Genomic DNA, 19651 nt, shown 5'->3' on the forward strand with positions numbered 1-19651 from the left:
AGGGCGATATGACCGAACATGATGATGAGAAGATCGCCGGCGACCGTGCCATTACGCCTGTGGGAGGAGGGGACAATGCTCGCGCGACGATGCTCAAACGCGGCTTCGGCGCGCTGGCGCTCACCGCCTTTGCCGCTCTGATCATCTGGGGCACTTGGAAGGGCGAGAAGCCTGTCAGCGATTCCGCCCGAAAGCTGATAATCCGCCAGGCGGCAGCTTTCGAACCCATCCCGGAAGCGCCGGCCGCGCCTGTTACCACGGCCTCAGTTGGAGCCCCGCCGGTCTCAGCCACGCCAGCGGTCCCCGCGCCCGCCTCCGACCAGCTTCTGGAAAGTGCCCGGCGCGCACCGGTGCTGGCCTATAACAGGCCGAGTTCTGTAGGACGCGCGGCCCACGACGGCGTGACCGGAAGTGTCGTCACCGACCCCTATGGGTTCGGACGGGGCGAGCCGCGCAACGACCTCGCCGACAAGCTGAAGCCGACCCCGATCGAGGGCGTGCGCGCGGCGCGGCTCCCCAACCGCAATCTGCTGGTCACCCAGGGCACCTCGATCCCGTGCGTGCTGGAGACGGCGATGTCCTCGGACGTGGCCGGCTTCGTCTCCTGCGTCGTCGTGCGGGACGTGATGTCCGATTCCGGCAACGTGGTGCTGATGGAAAAAGGCACGCAAGTGGTTGGCGAGTATCGCGGCAATGTGCGGCGCGGATCAAAACGCCTGTTCGTGCTGTGGACCCGCGCCAAGACGCCGACCGGCGTCATTGCGGCATTGGCCTCGCCGGCCACGGACGCACTGGGTCGCGCCGGTTTTGACGGTGACATCGACACCCACTTCTTTGAACGGTTCGGCTCGGCGCTGTTGCTGTCCATCGTCAGCGACGCCTCCTCAATCGGGCGTCAGCAGCTGCAGGACAGCTCGATCCAGATCAACAACACCACGGGAGCCACCAACACTGCCGCCGGCATCGCCGTCGAGCAGTCCATCAACATTCCGCCCACTCTGAACAAGAATCAGGGCGAGCTCGTCAATATCTTTGTAGCGCGCGATGTTGATTTCTCCTCGGTCTATCGATTGCGGCGGGTCGAGACCCGCACGCAGATTTTGGACCGCACCGTCCCCGGGGGCCTCGTGGCCCCGGCGGTGGTGACAAAGTGAGTGCCGTACATTCCATCGAGCGCGATGGCAGCCGGCTCGTGCTAGCGCGCTATCTCGAGCCGTTGGCTCCATTTCTGGCGGACAAATCCTTGACCGAAATCGTCGTCAATCGCCCCGGCGAGGTCTTCGTGGAAGGTCCCGGCGGCTGGACCCGGCACGAAGCGCCAGCTCTGACGCATGCCTACCTATCACACCTGGCGACCGCGGCCGCCGGCCACACCCGTCAGGACATCGGCCCGGAGCATCCGGTGGTCTCGACCACCCTGATCGGCGACGAGCGCTGCCAGATCGTGGTGCCGCCGGCGGTGCCAACAGGAACGGTCAGCCTCACCATCCGCAAGCCGTCGGCTTTGACAATGACACTGGACGCCTTTGACCAGGCAAAACTGTTCGATGAAGTCCGCGCCGCCAACAACGAACTCACTACCGACGAGCATCGGCTTCTGGCCCTGAAAGAGGCCGGTGCCTGGCGCGACTTCCTCCAGCTTGCCGTCTCAACGCGGCGCAATATCATCATTTCCGGCGCAACGGGTTCGGGAAAGACCACGCTATCCAAGGCGTTGATCTCGGCGATCCCGGCACATGAGCGGCTCATCACCATCGAGGACACCGCCGAGCTTGTTGTCCCTCATCAGAATTGCGTGCGGCTGCTCTACGCCAAGGACGGGCAGGGTCTTGCCAAAATTGGCCCGCGCGAACTTCTGGAGTCCTGCCTGCGGATGCGGCCGGATCGCATTCTGCTGCAGGAGCTGCGCGACGGGACGGCGTTCTTCTATCTGAGGAATGTGAACTCGGGCCACCCCGGATCGATCACAACGGTTCATGCCGACAGCGCCAGGCTCGCCTTTGAGCAGCTGACGTTGCTTGTCAAGGAAAGCGCGGAAGGGCGCGACCTGCATCGCGACGACATCCGCTCACTGCTGCTGCTTCTCGTCGACGTCGTCATCCAGATGCAGAAGCGGGACGGCCGCTACCGCATTTCGGAGATCTACTATGATCCCGTTCGCAAACGCGACCACTTCCGTTAGGGCGGCGCAGGGCCTTGCGATCGCCCTCGCGGCTGCCGCGCTCTTCCTATTGGTTGCCTCCAATGTCTTACTACTGGGGCTTAGGCTTCATGATGGCGGCCTGCACTGGTCGGAGATCGCCACGGGCTGGCCACGTTACGGTGCCGACCCACGTTTCGACCGCTGGCTGACCCTCTCGACTCTCGCCGGCGCGGTTGTGGTCTTTGGCCTGCTCGGTGCAATCTTCCGGCACCGTCCTCTCCCGCTTCACGGCAGCGCGCGCTTCGCGTCCGAGCGCGAAATCAAGGCCGCTGGCCTGCGATCCAAAGAGGGCGTGTTGCTCGGCCGCAAGGACGGTGCGCTGCTCTGCTTCGGCGGATCGGAACACGTCATGGTCTACGCTCCAACGCGCGCCGGCAAGGGGGTCGGCTACGTCATTCCGAACCTGCTCAATTGGCCAGATTCAGTCGTGGTGCTGGATGTGAAGAAGGAGAACTGGGATCGTTCCGCGGGATTTCGGGCGGCCCACGGGCAGGAAATCTACTTGTTCGACCCACTCGACGAGAACGGTCGCACCGCGCGCTACAATCCGCTGGGCTATGTGCGCAGCGATCCCGCGGACCTCTATGACGATCTGCAGCGCATCTCGGTCATGCTGTTTCCGGCCGAAAGCCGCGGCGATCCCTTCTGGTTCGAGGCCGCACGTTCGGCCTTTGTGGCGATCGGCGGCTATGTCGCGGAAACGCCAGGTCTTCCATTGACGATCGGCGAGATCCTGCACCAGCTGTCCGCGGCTCACGACCTCAAGGCACATTTTGAGAAACTCATTGCCTCTCGCAAGTCCGGCCCTTCACCACTGTCGCGGAATTGCATCACGGCCTTGAACGACTTCCTCGCGGCTTCTGAACACACCATGAACTCCGTGCGCAAGACCGTCACGGCGAGGCTCGGGCTTTGGCTCAACCCGCGCATCGATGCCGCCACATCGACCAACGATTTCGACTTGCGGTTGCTGCGGCAACGGCCGATGTCGATCTATCTCGGTGTGACGCCTGATAATCTCGATCGCATGGCGCCAAGTCTCGCGTGATGCCAAGCTTCGTTTTCAGTTCCAAATTGAAGGACGGCCCAGCCAGATCCACACAAGGCATGCGCGCTTTATGACGTTGGGGGTGAGCCTGTAATTAAAGAGAAGGGCAAGCAGGGTCAACCGCAGTTGGAGATCGCGCCGTACCCCAGTTCACTGCGCGGCCGGAGGCTCGAGCCCGCAAGCCAGGCATTGGTCAAGTTTCACGAACGATTGGCTGCGAGGCTCGATTCCGAGATTGCCTTGGCGCCAGTGGAGCAAGACCTGCTGGACTTCCTCAATGGTATCAGGCTGTCGCCATCGATGATGGCGCAGGCCTGTCGGCAGAATGCGACCATGCGCGCGCCCCTCGGCCTGGACACGGTGGGGCGTGCCCCACCGCCGATCCCCGACGCGCTGTCGTTCGCGCTTTATTGCAACGCGCTGCTGAGTATATGCGCCCCGGAGGCAGACCAGATGAATACCAACCCACCCGTTCAGCTCACCGCGAATTTCTCCATTTCCACTCGCGAGCAGTCGCCGCACCCGGCGCAGGGGCTATTTTCGTACAAGAGAGCTGGCGCCGGTTGTTTGGACAGCGCCCCGCGGGATTTAAGTGGATTCCTGCCGGGTTATGCTGAACGCGGGGCCTTACGATTTTGTCGTTGCGTCGGGAGGGCGTAGCCCGACCAGAGCGACGACAAAATCGTCGGCGACGGTCATGCGGCCATCACCATAGCTTGCGTGCCGAAGTAAGCCTCGTCGGGCGTGCGCCCGTCAAGGCTCGAGTGAGGGCGTCCCTGATTGTAGAAGGCCAGATACTTGGCAATTGACGCTCGCGCCTCGGACACGCTGTCGTAGGCGCGGAGATAAACTTCTTCGTATTTGACCGTGCGCCAGAGCCGCTCGACAAACACGTTGTCGCGCCAGGCGCCCTTGCCGTCCATGCTGATGGCGATCTTCGCGTCCAGCAGCACATCGGTGAACTCGAGGCTGGTGAACTGGCTGCCCTGGTCCGTGTTGAAAATCTCGGGCCTGCCGTGCTTCGCCAACGCCTCCTGGACCGCTTCGACGCAGAAGGCCGCCTCCATTGTGATCGAGACGCGATGGGCCAGGACCCGTCGGCTGAACACATCGACGACCGCCGCGAGATAGACGAAGCCACGCCGCATCGGAATGTAGGTGATGTCCATTGCCCACGCCTGGTCGGGCCGCTCGATCTTCAATCCGCGCAACAGGTACGGGTAGATCTTGTGACCCGGTGCCGGCTTACTCGTGTTCGGGCGACGATAGACCGCCTCGATCCCCATGCGCTTCATCAGCGTCGCGATGTGGCGGCGACCGGCGTATACGCCCTCCCGCCGCAGCAACGATCGCTGCATACGCGCTCCCGCGAAGGGATAATCGAGATGCAGCTCATCGAGCCGACGCATCAAGGCAAGGTCCTCGGCCGAAACTGGCCGAGGTTCATAGTAGACCGTGCTGCGAGCCAGCTTCAGGACCTTCGCCTGGCGCACGATAGAAAGATCATGACCGCGGTCGATCATCGCTTTGCGCTCAGCAGGCCCGCCTTGGTGAGCGCGCCGGACAAAAAATCGTTTTCCAACGCCAGCTCGCCGATCTTGGCATGTAACGCCTTCAAATCGACCGGCGTCTCGGCCGACGCCTTGTCATGCCCAAACACGCCGGCGGCGCCTTCCAGGAGCTGGTTTTTCCAGATCGTGATCTGGTTCGGATGAACATCAAACAGTTGCGCCAGCTCCGCCAGCGTCTTGTCGCCTTTGACCGCAGCCAAAGCAACCTTCGCCTTGAATGCCGGAGAATGCATCCGGCGGCTCTTCTTCGTCATCTTCGCTCCTGATTCGCGGCAAGAATCCTCGCCGCTGTCAGGCAGAAAATCCACTCAAGCTACTGTCCGAATTTGCGGAGCCAGCTCTCAAGTGCGTTAGCATTGCTGGCCGGCAGCGAAAACGCTCGCTTGGCCTGCTCAGCGATTTTGTCACCAATGAACTGCCGCACCGCATTGCGGAGATTAGATGCAGTGAACAACCAAACGACGCGGTCAGGACCCTTGGCCGCCCGCGTTGAAGGCCGGGGATTGGGCGAAGGCGCTTTCGGCCGTCGAAGAGGCTGTCGCCGTGATGCCGGACGACCTCCATTTCCGCATGCTCCATGCGGATCTGTTGCTTCATAAACTGCGCGGCTTGCAGTCCGGCTTGCCGGCCCTGCGGCAATTTGTTCGGGACGCGATCGACAAAAAATCCGAGCTATGGATGGAAGGGGCGCTGCGCCAACTCTTCAGTTCGGCGAATGATAACTCCCACTTCCCGCCTGCCGAGCGCCTTGGGATGGGCAAGGATGTTGTCCGAACTGCTCGGCCCTTATAGCACGACAACCGGTGAGCAACCAGCCGAGCGAGATATGTCGTTTTGGCGTTATCTTTGTCGATTTGTCGCGGTCGCAACACGATCATTCAGAGTCTGCCACCACGCGCTCAGCCAAGTCACTGAACAAAATGGAGAGCGGCTTTTGGAGTTCATCCTGTGCAACTGGCACGAACATTGAAGACGTCATTTCGTGACGGCAGCGGCCGCTGACCGTCCTCACGGAAAAGGAGTCAAGAAATGAAAAGCGACATGTCCGACTATGATGTAACTGAACTGACTCTCGAAGAAGCATGTTCAACGTCGGGAGGCGACAAATGTATCATTTTTAAGCCGCCGCCGGGTGGCGGAACCATTGATGCCAATCCCCTGCCCCCCGCCGGGGATAGAGGGTTGATGTAAACTGACTACAAGCCTGCCAGAGACGCGATCATAACTCGCGTTCGCTGGCAGGCTTATTCTTATGCCCTCGTAACATGAGAACTCCATCGGGAACAACCGTTCGGATGCGTCGTAGAGGCCAGATTCGCGCGAAGGCCGATCTTGCTCGCGACCTCAAGATGACTAATCTCGACCGGCGGCGGAGGCCGAAGCCCGCCAATCGGCATCGCTGACGGTGCTTACCATCTGGAAAGAGGGGAGCCATGAAGCCTGAGATGTGGCTGAATTAACAGTTGAAGAAGCATCTGAACCTTCCGGAGGGAGTAGTTGTCGCAACTGCACTCGCGGCTATGGCTGCGTGGCAGCTGTCATCCGCCGCACTTGCATCTGAAGCGAGTTAGATGCGCAACCGCCTGACGTCGCATGGTGCAGACTGGCAGTTTCGCTACCAAATTAACGATAGCAAACCTTGTGACATAATCGAACAATGACCAATATCTTACTTCCTCCTGAACTTGTGAGCTACACGGCCGAAAGCATCCTCTCCCGGCAATCAGGACGATCTTTTCTCATTTACAAGATCATTGTGCTTTCTGTGGTCGCCGCATTGGTGGCGTTGCCACTCATTACCGTAACGGTCTCTGTTCAAAGCGCCGGCACCATTCGTCCCACCATCGAGAAGACTCCCCTGATCGCGCCCGTCTCAGGGCGCATTTCGCGTATCCTTGCCGTTGAGAACGATGTGGTTGCCCTGGGGCAAGAAATCCTCACCCTCGATGCCGTGGTGGTTGAGGAGAAGCTCAGAGCAGTTACAGGCGAAATTCGCGCCAAGGGCGATCTAGCCCGTGACCTTGAGACCCTAATCTCCTCCGGAACAGAAGCCAAGGACCCGATCCAGCTGCTGACCGAGTCCGCCACGGCCGAGCGGCTGCATTTTCTGAACCTGCTGCGGGAGAATGAATATGCCCGCAGTAACGCCGCGGCAGAACTCGAGCGCGCCAAGCGGCTGCTCTCCGTTGCTGCAGCGCCCGCAAAGGCGGTCGACGAACGGGCTTTCGCTCTCCAGAGCATTGAGGTCAAAGGCGAGATCCTCGCCCGGCGCAAAGCCGCCGAGTGGAACCAACAGCTCTTCGACACGAATTTGCGCTTGAAGGAACTCACTGCCAGCTTGCATCAGCTCGAGAACGAACGAGATCTGACCCGGATTCGAGCTCCCGTGTCCGGTGCTCTAGAGCAATTCTCCGGCCTCACCCCTGGTGGCTACGTCCAGGCGGGGCAAACTGTCGCTCGCGTCTCGCCGGATGGCGAACTGGTGGCGGAGATCTACGTCTCCCCCAACGACATTGGCTTCGTGCGAACCGGCCAGTCAGTGCGGCTCCAGGTGGATGCCTTCAACTACAATCAATGGGGCGTTCTAGAGGCGACAGTGCTCAACGTGGCCCAGGACTTCACCCTCCACGATAAAAGCCCGATCTTTAAGGTCCGCTGCGCGCTCTCTGCCAGTCATCTCACGCTCAAGAACGGAGTCATCGGTCAGTTGAAAAAAGGCATGACCGTGCGAGCCCGCTTCCTCGTGGCCGACCGCAGCCTCCTTCAACTCTTCTACAATGAGGTCGACGATTGGCTCAATCCGCTCCTTGCAGGCGGTTAATTCTTCCTCTTCAGAAACAGTGAGCGTCAATGTCGAGTAACGTCATCAAGTACAAACAGCGCGACGCCACGGATTGCGGAGCCGCCAGTCTTGCTTCCGTCGCAGCTTTCTATGGCTACAAGCTGCCATTGTCACGCATCCGCCAGTAGGCGTCGACCGGCCGCTCCGGCACCACGGTGTCGGGCCTCATGCAGGCGGCTCAACAGCTAGGCTTCATCGCCAAAGGGGTGAAGGGTGGGTTCGACAGCCTTTACAAGATTCCCAAGCCCGCCATCGCGCATTTAGTCGTTAAGGAGGTCCTACACCACTTCGTCGTCATACAGGCGATCGACCGCCGGTCGATCATCGTCATGGACCCGGCCTATGGCGAAATCCGCAAGTTGTCGCACCAGGAATTTAAGATGCAATGGACTGGCGTCTTAGTGCTTTTGGTTCCGGCAGACATATTCCAGCGCCGCGACGAGACAACCTCATCCTTCGTCCGCTTCGCCCGTCTGCTTGCGCCACATAGGGAGCTGATGGCGCAGGCTCTCATCGGGTCACTGGTGACGACGATCCTTGGCCTCTCAACGGCTATCTACGTCCAGAAGATCGTCGATCATGTGATCGCAGCGGGCAACCACAACCTACTCAACCTGATGAGTGTCGCCATGCTGCTGATCCTGCTGCCGCAGACTCTGATCAATCTCCTCAGAAATCGGCTCCTCCTGCAAACGGGACAGAAGATCGATGTCTGCTTGATCCTCGGCTATTACAATCACGTCCTGAGCCTGCCTCAGAAGTTTTTCGACAGCATGCGTATAGGTGAAATCGTCTCCCGTATGAACGACGCAATGAAGATCAGAAGCTTCCTGAACGAAGTCTCGATCACCATGGTGGTTAACGTGCTCGTGATACTGTTCTCGTTCGGGCTGATGTTCGTCTACTCGTGGAAGATCGCCTTGGTCGTGGCGACCTCTATCCCACTATACTTATTGGCCTATTGGACCATCAATTGGCTGAATAGGAAGCGCCAGCGCACCATTATGGAAAATGCCGCCGATCTGGAAGCGCAATTAGTTGAATCACTAGGAGCGGTCTCCACGATCAAGACATTCGGTATAGAGAGCCTGGCCAATCTTAAGATGGAGACCCGCTTCATCAAGATGCTACACTCCGTCTATAGCGCCGGCCTTATCTCGGTCTTCGGAGACAATGCCTCAACCCTCCTCTCAAACCTATTCACCGTCGTGCTGATGTGGTTCGGTACGACGCTTGTCCTCGATCAGAGCGTCACGCCCGGCGAACTACTGTCCTGCTATACGCTGCTTGGCTATATTACCCGGCCGGTTGCCAGCCTGATCCAAACCAATCGGATCGCTCAGGATGCGTTTATCGCCGCGGATCGCCTGTTCGAGATCTTCGACCTGGAGCCGGCAAGCGGTGGCAGCATCGATGCCACCAAGTCCGAACTTGGCGATATCTGCCTGGAGAACGTCACGTTTCGCCATGGCGCGCAGCCTGAGCTTTTCCAGCATCTCAGCATCACCTTCCGCCGAGGCGAGATGACGGCCGTGGTGGGGAAAAGCGGCTCAGGCAAGAGCTCCCTTGCAGCGCTGGTGCAGAATCTCTATCCGCTTGAGCGTGGATGTATCCGGATCGGCCCGCATGACCTCCAGGACCTCTCGACTGAATCCCTGCGTAAAGTTGTCGCTGCGGTACTGAGCTGGCTCCGGTTGTCTGAACAGATTTTCCGCGTCGATAAGTGGAGCCTCTGCCATGGTTAGGCTGCCAAGCGGAGTGGCAGCGGGTTGAAGTAGGCTTGATCGGGGGTGACGCCGTCAAGGCTCGAATGCGGGCGCCGACCGTTGTAGAAGTCGAGGTATCGGCCGATCGACGCGAGGGCCTCGCTGACGCTGTCATAGGCCCGCAGATACACCTCCTCGTATTTGACGCTGCGCCATAGCCGTTCGACAAACACGTTGTCCCGCCAGGCTCCCTTGCCGTCCATGCTGATCGCAATGCCGTTGTCGGCGAGCACGCCGGTAAAAGCCTGTCCGGTGAACTGCGAGCCCTGATCCGTATTGAAGACGTCCGGCTTGCCGTGACGAGCCAGGGCATCCTGAAGCGTCGCGACACAGAACGCCGCCTCCATGGTGATCGATACGCGCCACGACAGCACGCGGCGGCTGAACCAGTCGAGCACAACCGCCAGATAGACGAAGCCTCGCGCCATCGGGATGTAGGTGATGTCCATCGCCCACACCTGGTTCGGCCGCGTGATCGTAAGCGCGCATTTTACTGCACAGGCTGCGCGCGCGGCTGGCCGCGGCGTCGCGTGGCGCCGGGGCCCAGCGGGATCATCGGAACGGCTTGATTGATCCTGAGCGTTTGACGGTCAGCCGCTGTCGTTGTCAGCTGGCAGGTTTTTTTGAGCGGTGCAATTGAACGGCAACAGATCTTCGATATCGGCGTCTGGCGCGCGTTGGGGCAATTCGGTGAGCGCGTGACGTAGCCATGCATAGGGATCGACGCCGCATGCCCGGCATGTCAGCACCAAACTGTAGATCACGGCGCTTGCCTTGGCGCCGGCAACGGTGTCGCTGAACAGCCAACTTTTTCGTCCGGTGCAAAACGGCCTGATGTCGCGCTCCAGAACATTGTTATCGATCGGGGCGAGACCGTCACTGGTGTAACGGGTCAGATAATCCCATTGGTTGCGTGCATAGGCGATCGCCTTGCCGGTCAAGCTTTCGGGTAGCACCTTCGGCGCCTGGTCGTCGAGCCAGGTCCGGAAGGCGGCCAATACCGGCAGGCTATGCTGCTGGCGCAGCCGCAAGGTGTATGCGGCGCGCGTTTCGCCGTCGGGCGGCGTCTGGCGCGCCACCCTCTCGACCTCGTACAACGCCTCGAAGAACTTGAGCGCCTGCAATGGCGGACCGCCAGGCTTTGTCCTGGCCTTGAGCGCATCGGTAAATTTCCTGCGCGCATGCGCCATACAGCCGAGATGGGTCGCGCCTGTCAGCGTGCGCCAGGCGTCATAGCCGTCGCTCATCAACAAGCCGCGATAGCCGGCCAGGAAGGCCTGAGGATGTTGCTGGCCGCGACCGGGCTGGTAATCGAACAGCACGACCGGCTGCGCGCAGTCCTAGGCCCACATGAAGGATTTGGCCTGCGCATCACGGCCGTCCTCTTTAAGAACCTGGACCCAGGTTTCGTCGCCGTGGACCAGGGGCTGCGACATGAGCTTTTGCTGTAGCGCGTCATAGACCCGATGCAGATGCAACTCGCTCGCCCGGATCACCCAGTTGCCCAGCGTCCCGCGGCTGATGCTGACGTCGGCGCGCCCCAGCGCGTCCGCCACACGGTACAGCGGCGTGCCGTCGACGTATTTGTTGGCGAGCACCAGCGCCAGCGTCGATGGCGTGGCGACGCTACCCGGCAGCGGCTGCGCCGGCATCGGCGCGGTCACAATCGGGGTGTTCAGCGCGGTGCGCTCGCAGTGACGGCAGGCATATTTGAACCGCACATGTTGCAGCACCGACGCCTTGACCTCGACGTGCAACTGCTCGGTGACGGTCTCGCCCATCCGATGCATCCGATTATGGCAGCACGGACAGTCCTTTTGATCCTCACCCAGATCGTGTTCGACGCGTTGGCGCGGCAGATCGTCAGGCAGCGGCTTGCGGCCGCGTGCCTTCGGCGCCGGCTTTGGAGCCTCCGGCAATCCCGTGTCCGGCACGGCGACCGCCTCGACATCGTCGTCGTCCCGGCTTTCAGCGGCGGCCTGCTCGGCTTCGTTGAAGATGCGCTCCTTGAGCTTTTCGCTCTTCGGCGCATACCGGTGCAGGCGCTCCAGGCGCAACTGCTCCTCTAGATGCAGCACGCGTTGTGCGAGTTTCTCGTTTTCGGCCTTCAGCGCCGCGATCTCGGCCGCGTGCGCCGCGATCAAGGCTTCCAGTTCGTGCGTCGTGGGCTTGCGACTCATCGGAGTCTTGAATCGAAGTCATGCCGCCGCGTCAACCGGGCTCCCATGTCTTCGTCATGTCTTCGGCCGCGTCATCTGAGAACGGTCATGCCGAAGCCCGATGACGCCGCCCGCATCGAACACGCTCAGCCCACGCTCTGATATTGCCGCACCGGATGACGACGCACCGCCGCGATGTTGATGCCGTCAAGCAGCCAGTGCAGCTCCTCCGTCGTCAGCGTCAGCACCGCCTCCTGACTTCGGGGCCAGTGGAATCTGTCGGCCTCCAGCCGCTTCAGCAGCATCCAAAATCCTGACCGATCATAAATCAGCAGCTTGATCCGGTCGCGGCGACGATTGCAGAACGCGAACACCGCGCGCTGGAACGGATCCAGCCCCATCGACTGCTCGACCACGATCGCCAGGCTGTTGATGCCCGCCCGGAAGTCAATCGGTTCGCGGTGAAGGTAGACCCGAAGATCAGACGCCAGTCGGAACATCGCAACGCCCCAGCGCTTCAATCACCGCCGACAGCAACTGCGCGTCGCCGCCTTCCAGCGAAAGCGTCACGCCGTTGGGCATCGATGCCGTCAGCCGCCCTGCACAGGATCGCTCCGTCGCGCAAACCGCAATCGCGCCAGCAGATCGAGTTGGCGACGGCGACGGCGCGCGAACCGGAATAAAGGCTGGCGCAATCGGCGCCCGCGCCTCCGGCTGGCCATCCCCGTTCTGAAGTTGTCGCTTGGCCACCCACTTGCGCAGCAGGTTCGCGTTCACGCCGTGTTGCAGCGCAAGCCCCGCCAGCGACACGCCAGACTGCAGACAGGCCTCGACCAGCCGCTGTTTGCTGGCCGGATCATAGCGACGCCGGCCATTGCGCAACACGCCGACCGTCTCAAGTCTCAAAGGTTCTTCTGGAGTGATCATCGATCGTGTCCACCTCGCTCATGGTGGACACCTCATCCCATCCCCGCGCTCAACTGCATAGGTGCGTAGAAAGGAGCGCTTACGCGTGATCTCCATCCCGCGCAGCAGGTACGGGTAGATCTTGTGGCCCGGCTCGGGCTTTGTCGTGCGTGGACGGCGATAGAGCGCTTCTATCCCCATCCGCCGCATCAACGTCTTCACATGCCGACGGCCGATCTTGCACCCATCGGCAGCCAGCAGCCCTCGCAACATGCGAGAGCCGGCAAAAGGGAACTCCAGATGCAGCCGGTCGAGGCGCTGCATGATCGCAAGGTCGGCGTCCGGCACCGGCCGCGGCAGGTAGTACACGCTGCCGCGGCTGATGTTCAAAGCCTCCGCCTGCCTGGTGATCGACAGCTCGTGCTCACGGTCGATCATCGCTTTGCGCTCAGCAATCCCGCCTTGGTGAGCGCTCCTTCTAAAACACTATGCGCGGCGATGCGCTCCCCCTGTGGGATAGAAACGGACCGGCGCTAGATTGCCGACCGGGAGGGAGCGGCCGATACGATTTTGGTGGCACGTGACCCCGTTAAAAAACCTGGTCCATGGGTTGTCGCGCACTTGAGAGTGGTGACGCCATCCGGCGATCCCGTTTAGGAATCTGACGTATAGCGCAGCCCAGCCCTTCCGCCGCCGTCAGCAGGAGGATTAGAGATGAACCCCAAAAGATCGAAGTCGAGGAACGGAGGTAAGATGCAGATGGTGCACCCGGACGCGGCTGCCATCGACGTCGGAGCGACTATGCACATGGCTGCCGTGAGGGCAGATCGCGCACCGGAGCCAGTCCGCAGCTTCGGTACCTTCACGGCTGATCTGCATCGGCTAGTCGACTGGTTTACTGAATGCGGCGTCGAGACTGTCGTCATGGAATCGACCAGCGTCTACTGGATTCCGATCTTCGAGCTTCTCGATGCCCGGGGATTTAACGTGTTTCTTGTCAACGCGCGCGATGCCAAGCACGTGCCGGGGCGCAAGACCGATGTCAGCGATGCGCAATGGCTGCAGCGGCTCCATTCATTCGGGTTGCTGCGGGCCAGCTTTCGGCCCAAAGGGCAGATTGCCGAGCTGCGAGCCTACGTGCGTCAGCGCGAGCGTCTGCTGGAGTACGCGGCCTCACACATCCAGCATATGCAGAAGGCCTTGACGGAGATGAATCTTCAGCTGCACCACGTCGTCACCGACATCACCGGCGTGACCGGCCTGCGTATCATACGGGCGATCCTTGCCGGCGAGCGCGATCCTGAGGCGCTGGCGTGCTTGCGCCATTATAGTTGCCGCTCCAGCGCCGAGACGATCGCGAAGGCGCTCACCGGAAGCTACCGCGCCGAGCATCTGTTTGCGCTCGAGCAGGCACTTGCGCTTTACGACGCCTACCACGAGAAGGCATCTGCCTGCGACGCCCGAATTGAAGCCGTGTTGAAGGAACTGAGCTTCCATCGGGGTCATGGCCACGGATCAGCGCCGCGGGTCTCGCGGCGTCGGAATCGAACCGATCAGGCGAACGCTCCAGCTTTCGATGTCCGCGAGGCGCTGTTCGCGTTGCTCGGAAAGGACCTCACCGCGATCGACGGCCTCGGTCCTTACCTCTCGCTGAAGCTGATCGCTGAATGCGGCGACGACCTCTCCTCGTGGCCAAGTGCAAAGCATTTTACCTCCTGGCTAGGACTGGCGCCGAGCAACAAGGTCTCCGGCGGCAAAATGCTCTCGTCCCGAACGCGCCGATCCGGCGGCCGAGCGGCGGCACTTCTGCGCCTTGCTGCCGTGACCGTGGGTCGTACAGACACTGCGCTCGGCGCCTTTTATAGACGGCTCTCAGCGCGCATCGGCAAGGCCAAGGCCGTGACCGCCACGGCCCGGAAGATCGCAGTTCTGTTCTACAATGCTGTGCGATACGGAATGGACTATGTCGATCCCGGGGCCTCGTCCTACGAGACGCGTTACCGGATGCGAGTGGTCAACAATTTGCATCGGCGTGCCAAGGCATTCGGCTTTGTTCTCCATCCCTTGGAGCCGAAAGTAGATGCTGCCGTTTCTTAGGAATCGTTCTCCAGCGTCAGTTCGCCGATCTTGGCGTGCAGCGACTTCACGTCGATGGCTGCTTGCTCCGCTCCGGAGCCGCCGCCGGGACCGAACGCATCGGCGGCCTTGCTTTCAAGCTGAGCCTTCCACGCCGTGATCTGATTGGGGTGGACGTCGAACTGCTCGGCAAGCTGAGCCAGCGTTCGATCGCCCTTCACGGCGGCGAGCGCCACCTTCGCCTTGAAGGCCGGTGTGTGGTTCCGGCGTGTTCTTCTGCTCATTGTCGCTCCTGATTCGCAGGCACAGCGTGCCCGCTGTCAGAGCTGGCTCCGCAAATTCGGACAGTAGCTTGAGTGGATTTTCTGCCTGACAGCGGCGAGGATTCTTGCCGCGAATCAGGAGCGAAGATGACGAAGAAGAGCCGCCGGATGCATTCTCCGGCATTCAAGGCGAAGGTTGCTTTGGCTGCGGTCAAAGGCGACAAGACGCTGGCGGAGCTGGCGCAACTGTTTGATGTTCATCCGAACCAGATCACGATCTGGAAAAACCAGCTCCTGGAAGGCGCCGCCGGCGTGTTTGGGCATGACAAGGCGTCGGCCGAGACGCCGGTCGATTTGAAGGCGTTACATGCCAAGATCGGCGAGCTGGCGTTGGAAAACGATTTTTTGTCCGGCGCGCTCACCAAGGCGGGCCTGCTGAGCGCAAAGCGATGATCGACCGCGGTCATGATCTTTCTATCGTGCGCCAGGCGAAGGTCCTGAAGCTGGCTCGCAGCACGGTCTACTATGAACCTCGGCCAGTTTCGGCCGAGGACCTTGCCTTGATGCGTCGGCTCGATGAGCTGCATCTCGATTATCCCTTCGCGGGAGCGCGTATGCAGCGATCGTTGCTGCGGCGGGAGGGCGTATACGCCGGTCGCCGCCACATCGCGACGCTGATGAAGCGCATGGGGATCGAGGCGGTCTATCGTCGCCCGAACACGAGTAAGCCGGCACCGGGTCACAAGATCTACCCGTACCTGTTGCGCGGATTGAAGATCGAGCGGCCCGACCAGGCGTGGGCAATGGACATCACCTACATTCCGATGCGGCGTGGCTTCGTCTATCTCGCGGCGGTCGTCGATGTGTTCAGCCGACGGGTCCTGGCCCATCGCGTCTCGATCACAATGGAGGCGGCCTTCTGCGTCGAAGCGGTCCAGGAGGCGTTGGCGAAGCACGGCAGGCCCGAGATTTTCAACACGGACCAGGGCAGCCAGTTCACCAGCCTCGAGTTCACCGATGTGCTGCTGGACGCGAAGATCGCCATCAGCATGGACGGCAAGGGCGCCTGGCGCGACAACGTGTTTGTCGAGCGGCTCTGGCGCACGGTCAAATACGAAGAAGTTTATCTCCGCGCCTACGACAGCGTGTCCGAGGCGCGAGCGTCAATTGCCAAGTATCTGGCCTTCTACAATCAGGGACGCCCTCACTCGAGCCTTGACGGGCGCACGCCCGACGAGGCTTACTTCGGCACGCAAGCTATGGTGATGGCCGCATGACCGTCGCCGACGATTTTGTCGTCGCTCTGGTCGGGCTACGCCCTCCCGACGCAACGACAAAATCGTAAGGCCCCGCGTTCAGCATAACCCGGCAGGAATCCACTTAAATCCCGCGGGGCGCTGTCCAAACAACCGGCGCCAGCTCTGTCAGCCAGAAACTCCACTTATCGCCCTGTGCAGAATTCCGGGGCCGGCTCTGTCATTGATCGGCAGGCGTTTGAGGCCAGCTTCTACGCATTGTTGGAAAAGTGGAGGCTGCGTCGGTACACGCCGTGATCAAAATAGACGTCAGTGCAAATCAAGGCGCTTGAGCCGGCCTTACGATCAATTGCAGACCGATGCGTGATCACCATTCCTATTTGGTGGCGCCTGCTCCGGCGCGATCGATGACCCAGGCCACCATGTTGCCCTTGGCCTCTTGAGCCTGCACGTGCCGGAGGGCCTCGGAGTAGGTTAGTAAGGGCGTTTTGTCGCGTCCGTGACACGGTGATGTTCGGCCGGCGTGCCGCCGCACTCAGTTAAGCCGTTGAATAGATAGCAGAACGCTTTTCTGGGCTGTTCCTATGCAGTTGGCACGATTCTTGATTTTCTTGCCAGCCGGCATCGCTCACTCATCCTAAGATTTGGAAAGGACACAGCAATGAAGGCCGATATCTCAGCCTTGGGTCTAACTGAACTAACTCCTGAGGAAGCATCTGCTACTTCGGGAGGCGTGCTTTGGGGGGTTGTGTTTGCAATTGTCGGCGTTGTTGGGATGGCAGCCGCCGCAATAGGTGGATATATAGGGGGCGGTCCACGTTGAGGATAAGCTCGGGACGCTTACAGGCGAAATCGTTGCCAAAACCGCATTGCCTCAAACGGCGTTGATGACGGTAAGCCGGTCCCTCCTATCCACGCGGGAACGACAGAAGGACGTTCGCTTTGTCAATCGGCGTGTCCAATTTTGGCTCGCGTATTGCCGCATTAGCGAATGTTACCCTCATGGCGCCATCGTACTGGTCGATACGACCTTGAAGGATTGGCCGCGCCAAGTGGCTTTTCCGGCTTGCTCGACGAGAGGGGCTGTGGGCGGGTCGGGCCCTACATAGCCCGGGCCGTCCACAGCCCCGGGCCATGGGGCAGCGGTTGTGGCGTCGTCGAGCGGGCCCTGGGCGACCAACCGTTCGGCAGCCCTTCGTCTGAGCGCCCTCAGCAGACGTTGCACAATCGAATGCTGTCTCTTTCCGAACTCCTCGGGGTGTTTCTCGCGCAGCCGGCCGACAATTGCGAGTGCCGTCAGCTGCGGCTGCTCTGCGAGCCACGCTTCGATCGCGGCAATATGCGGGTCGAGCTTGGACGGCATGCGAACTCTGGTCTTATAGGGTCGACGAGTTCGCCGGTGTGTAGCACGCGGCTCGCCGACCGTCACGCTCTTGCCGAGCGTCTTCGCGAACGTCGCTGCGGTCGCTGGCAGGATGCTAGTACCCAGAATCAGAACTGAGTGATACGGCGGCCTTTGAAACGGCGTTGACGGACCTTTTTCTTGGTCCAGACGAAGGGCTCGGCTCTGTCGTTGTATGCGTTGACGTAGGCATCGATGTGCTCCTGAAGCTGCGTGAGGCTTGTGAAGGAGGTGCCGCTGAGCGACTGCCCCTGCAAGATCGAAAACCATACCTCGACCTGATTGAGCCAAGACGCACTTGTCGGCGTGAAATGAAATTGCACGTTGGGGTGGGCCTTGAGCCAATGCTCGTTCTTCTTGTGGGTGTTGAGGTTGTCGAGGATGACGTGAAGCTTCCGGTTCGGAAAAGCCGCGGTGACGCTGTTCATGAAGTCGAGAAACTCGACGCGGCGTCGGCGTTTTGAATGCGCCGCGATGATCTTTCCGGTGGCGACTTCGAGCGCCGCAAACAATGTTGTGGTGCCATGCCGCTTGTAATCGTGGCTCTGGCCGGTCAAGGCGCGGCCATTGGGCAACTTCAGATAACCCTGCGCTCGCTCCAAAGCCTGGGTCGAGGGCTTCTCGTCCACGCACAGCACAATGGCCTTCGCGGGCGGGGCGACATAGAGGCCGACAACATCGGCGGCTTTGGCCGTAAAGTTCGGGTCGTTGCTCTCACACCAGGACTTACGAGCCGCGAGGTCAATCTTGTGGCTGCGCAGGAACCGCCAGACATATTGGACGTCAACATCGCCCAGCGCCCCGGCCAGCAGGGGCCCGGTCCAGCGTGCGAACCCGTCCGGCGGCGGCTTGTCCAGCAGCTTCAGAATCCGCTTGTCGGTGGCCTTCGTATAGATTGGCTGCTTGCCCGGTCGCGGCTTGTCTTGCAGCCCTTCAAGGCCTTGGTCGGCATAGCGATGCCGCCAAAGGCTGACAATCCGCGGCTGGACCCCAACTTCCTTGGCGATCGACCGAGTGCTGCGTCCATCCGCCGCCAACAGAACTATCCGCGCCCGCTTCAAATCGCGCTGCAACGTCACCGGGGAGCGGCAACACGCCTCAAGCACCTTGCGATCTTTCCTCGAAAGGTGGACTTCTCTTGCTTCGGGTATCATCCCGACCTTGAATCACGACTCACGCTTTAAGAACAGTAGGTACTAGTGTGAGCGGGTTGCGGGCCGCGCGCCTGTCCGGCACGACGATCGACGCGATTGCCTAGTTCCTCTTGGATCGCGCGAATCTCTGCCAACAGCGCGACCGGATCGAGCGAGCGATACTGATCGCGTAGCCGTTTCTTCACGGCCGCGGTCACCTTGGGATGCGCTAAGGCACGCTCTTAGGGCGTCGATGGGAGATGATAGCGCTTGATCACTTTAGCTCCTTCGCGACGCTTCTCCTTCAGCTTGAACGACGGTTGGAAGAAGTTGATGTAAAGCCGTGCCGCCGCATATAGGCGGCCCATCATACGCGCCGTCTCGACGCCATCGAAGCGGCCATAGCCCATGAGGCGGCGGACGACGGCACCACTCTTCTGCTCGACAAACGCCTGATCATTCTTCTTGTAGGCGCGCGAGCGAGTTACTTCGAGCTTCTGTTCGCGACACCATGGCACGACGACATCGTTCATGAAGGCGCTGTCGTTGTCGAAGTCCACGCCGCGCAACAGCCAGGGGAATAGGCTCTGTGCGCGGTTGATCGCCTCGACGACGAGCGAACCTTCCCGCGTCAGCAACGGCAGGCACTCCGTCCAGCCGGTGGCGACATCGACCATCGTGAGGGTCTGGATGAACGAGCCAGCCACCGACGTGCCGCCATGGGCGACCATGTCGACCTCGCCGAAGCCGGGCACCGGGCTGTTCCAGTCAGCGAACGTGCGGATCGGGACCTCGCGCCTGATTGCCGAATAGAATCCGGCACGGCGCCGCCTGAACGCCGCTCGCCGCGATCTTCACATCGACGAGCAGGCGATCGATGGTGGCGGTCCATCCCCCGACGGAAATCGATCGGCTGCGTCGCGATCCAGATCGACAACCCAAGTCCTGCGTCGCGCCTAGCAACAATGGCGAGCTCCTGCTCCACGGCATCGCCTGGTGCGCACGATGTGGTCATAAGATGTACGT

Annotated in this window: 14 protein-coding genes and 5 pseudogenes; 9 read left to right on the forward strand and 10 right to left on the reverse strand. The window is 60.8% G+C overall.

The window, feature by feature from the left end; genetic code table 11:
• Positions 1–8: 8 nt before the first annotated feature.
• The 4 genes from virB10 to HAP54_RS51510 all read left to right on the forward strand — a co-directional run bounded on the left by virB10 (position 9) and on the right by HAP54_RS51510 (position 3911).
• Positions 9–1154, forward strand: coding sequence for a type IV secretion system protein VirB10 (gene virB10 / locus HAP54_RS51495; protein WP_166217169.1), 1146 nt, complete (start codon positions 9–11; stop codon positions 1152–1154).
• Positions 1151–2182, forward strand: coding sequence for a P-type DNA transfer ATPase VirB11 (gene virB11, locus HAP54_RS51500; protein ID WP_166217171.1), 1032 nt, complete (start codon positions 1151–1153; stop codon positions 2180–2182). Before virB10 ends, virB11 begins: the two co-directional genes overlap by 4 nt.
• Positions 2148–3251, forward strand: a complete 1104-nt coding sequence (locus HAP54_RS51505; protein ID WP_224741208.1) for a type IV secretory system conjugative DNA transfer family protein — start codon at positions 2148–2150, stop codon at positions 3249–3251. The genes virB11 and HAP54_RS51505 overlap by 35 nt, the downstream gene beginning before the upstream one ends.
• A gap of 126 nt (positions 3252–3377) precedes the next feature.
• Entirely contained in the window at positions 3378–3911 is a 534-nt protein-coding gene (locus HAP54_RS51510) for a hypothetical protein (RefSeq protein ID WP_166308632.1), read from the forward strand.
• Between the two features lie 35 nt (positions 3912–3946).
• Here the strand turns inward: HAP54_RS51510 and HAP54_RS51515 are convergent.
• A protein-coding gene (locus tag HAP54_RS51515) for an IS3-like element ISRj2 family transposase (RefSeq protein ID WP_166204126.1) occupies positions 3947–5076 on the reverse strand; the annotation gives its coding sequence in 2 pieces (ribosomal slippage) (positions 3947–4824 and positions 4824–5076; 1131 coding nt in all).
• A gap of 235 nt (positions 5077–5311) precedes the next feature.
• Between HAP54_RS51515 and HAP54_RS51520 the strand changes: the two genes are divergently transcribed.
• The 3 genes and pseudogenes from HAP54_RS51520 to HAP54_RS51530 form a co-directional block, all read left to right on the forward strand.
• A complete protein-coding gene (locus tag HAP54_RS51520; RefSeq protein WP_175612443.1) occupies positions 5312–5614 on the forward strand; it encodes a hypothetical protein in 303 nt (100 codons plus the stop codon).
• A gap of 865 nt (positions 5615–6479) precedes the next feature.
• Positions 6480–7643, forward strand: a complete 1164-nt coding sequence (locus HAP54_RS51525; RefSeq protein WP_166308958.1) for an HlyD family secretion protein — start codon at positions 6480–6482, stop codon at positions 7641–7643.
• 29 nt (positions 7644–7672) lie between these two features.
• Positions 7673–9343 (forward strand): annotated as a pseudogene (locus HAP54_RS51530) (peptidase domain-containing ABC transporter); the annotation flags it as partial.
• A 62-nt stretch (positions 9344–9405) separates the two neighbouring features.
• Here the strand turns inward: HAP54_RS51530 and HAP54_RS51535 are convergent.
• The 5 genes and pseudogenes from HAP54_RS51535 to HAP54_RS51555 all read right to left on the reverse strand — a co-directional run.
• Positions 9406–9912 (reverse strand): annotated as a pseudogene (locus HAP54_RS51535) (IS3 family transposase); the annotation flags it as partial.
• Positions 9913–10020: 108 nt separating this feature from the next.
• Positions 10021–11610 (reverse strand): annotated as a pseudogene (gene tnpC, locus HAP54_RS51540) (IS66 family transposase).
• 125 nt (positions 11611–11735) lie between these two features.
• The gene (gene tnpB / locus HAP54_RS51545; protein ID WP_166205730.1) at positions 11736–12089 is read right to left on the reverse strand and encodes an IS66 family insertion sequence element accessory protein TnpB; all 354 of its coding nucleotides are present in this window, start codon (positions 12087–12089) and stop codon (positions 11736–11738) included.
• The gene (tnpA, locus tag HAP54_RS51550) at positions 12070–12516 is read right to left on the reverse strand and encodes an IS66-like element accessory protein TnpA (protein WP_166205731.1); all 447 of its coding nucleotides are present in this window, start codon (positions 12514–12516) and stop codon (positions 12070–12072) included. The genes tnpB and tnpA overlap by 20 nt, the downstream gene beginning before the upstream one ends.
• 81 nt (positions 12517–12597) lie before the next feature.
• Positions 12598–12978 (reverse strand): annotated as a pseudogene (locus tag HAP54_RS51555) (IS3 family transposase); the annotation flags it as partial.
• Between the two features lie 231 nt (positions 12979–13209).
• Between HAP54_RS51555 and HAP54_RS51560 the strand changes: the two are divergent.
• Positions 13210–14592, forward strand: a complete 1383-nt coding sequence (locus tag HAP54_RS51560; protein ID WP_166217182.1) for an IS110 family transposase — start codon at positions 13210–13212, stop codon at positions 14590–14592.
• A 2-nt stretch (positions 14593–14594) separates the two neighbouring features.
• Here the strand turns inward: HAP54_RS51560 and HAP54_RS51565 are convergent.
• Positions 14595–14855: pseudogene (locus HAP54_RS51565) on the reverse strand (transposase); the annotation flags it as partial.
• 126 nt (positions 14856–14981) lie between these two features.
• Between HAP54_RS51565 and HAP54_RS51570 the strand changes: the two are divergent.
• A protein-coding gene (locus HAP54_RS51570) for an IS3-like element ISRj2 family transposase (RefSeq protein WP_166204126.1) occupies positions 14982–16111 on the forward strand; the annotation gives its coding sequence in 2 pieces (ribosomal slippage) (positions 14982–15234 and positions 15234–16111; 1131 coding nt in all).
• 979 nt (positions 16112–17090) lie between these two features.
• On the opposite strand, the gene HAP54_RS51575 is transcribed toward HAP54_RS51570, so the two are convergent.
• The 3 genes from HAP54_RS51575 to HAP54_RS51585 all read right to left on the reverse strand — a co-directional run bounded on the left by HAP54_RS51575 (position 17091) and on the right by HAP54_RS51585 (position 19380).
• Positions 17091–17453 carry a hypothetical protein gene (locus HAP54_RS51575; protein ID WP_166308961.1) on the reverse strand — a complete coding sequence of 121 codons (363 nt, stop codon included), beginning with the start codon at positions 17451–17453 and terminating at the stop codon, positions 17091–17093.
• Positions 17454–17581: 128 nt separating this feature from the next.
• Positions 17582–18646 carry an IS630 family transposase gene (locus tag HAP54_RS51580; protein ID WP_166308963.1) on the reverse strand — a complete coding sequence of 355 codons (1065 nt, stop codon included), beginning with the start codon at positions 18644–18646 and terminating at the stop codon, positions 17582–17584.
• 221 nt (positions 18647–18867) lie between these two features.
• A complete protein-coding gene (locus tag HAP54_RS51585) occupies positions 18868–19380 on the reverse strand; it encodes an integrase catalytic domain-containing protein (protein ID WP_166217187.1) in 513 nt (170 codons plus the stop codon).
• Positions 19381–19651: the final 271 nt, after the last annotated feature.

Source organism: Bradyrhizobium sp. 2S1, assembly GCF_011516625.5.
Classification (GTDB): Bacteria; Pseudomonadota; Alphaproteobacteria; order Rhizobiales; family Xanthobacteraceae; genus Bradyrhizobium; species Bradyrhizobium septentrionale.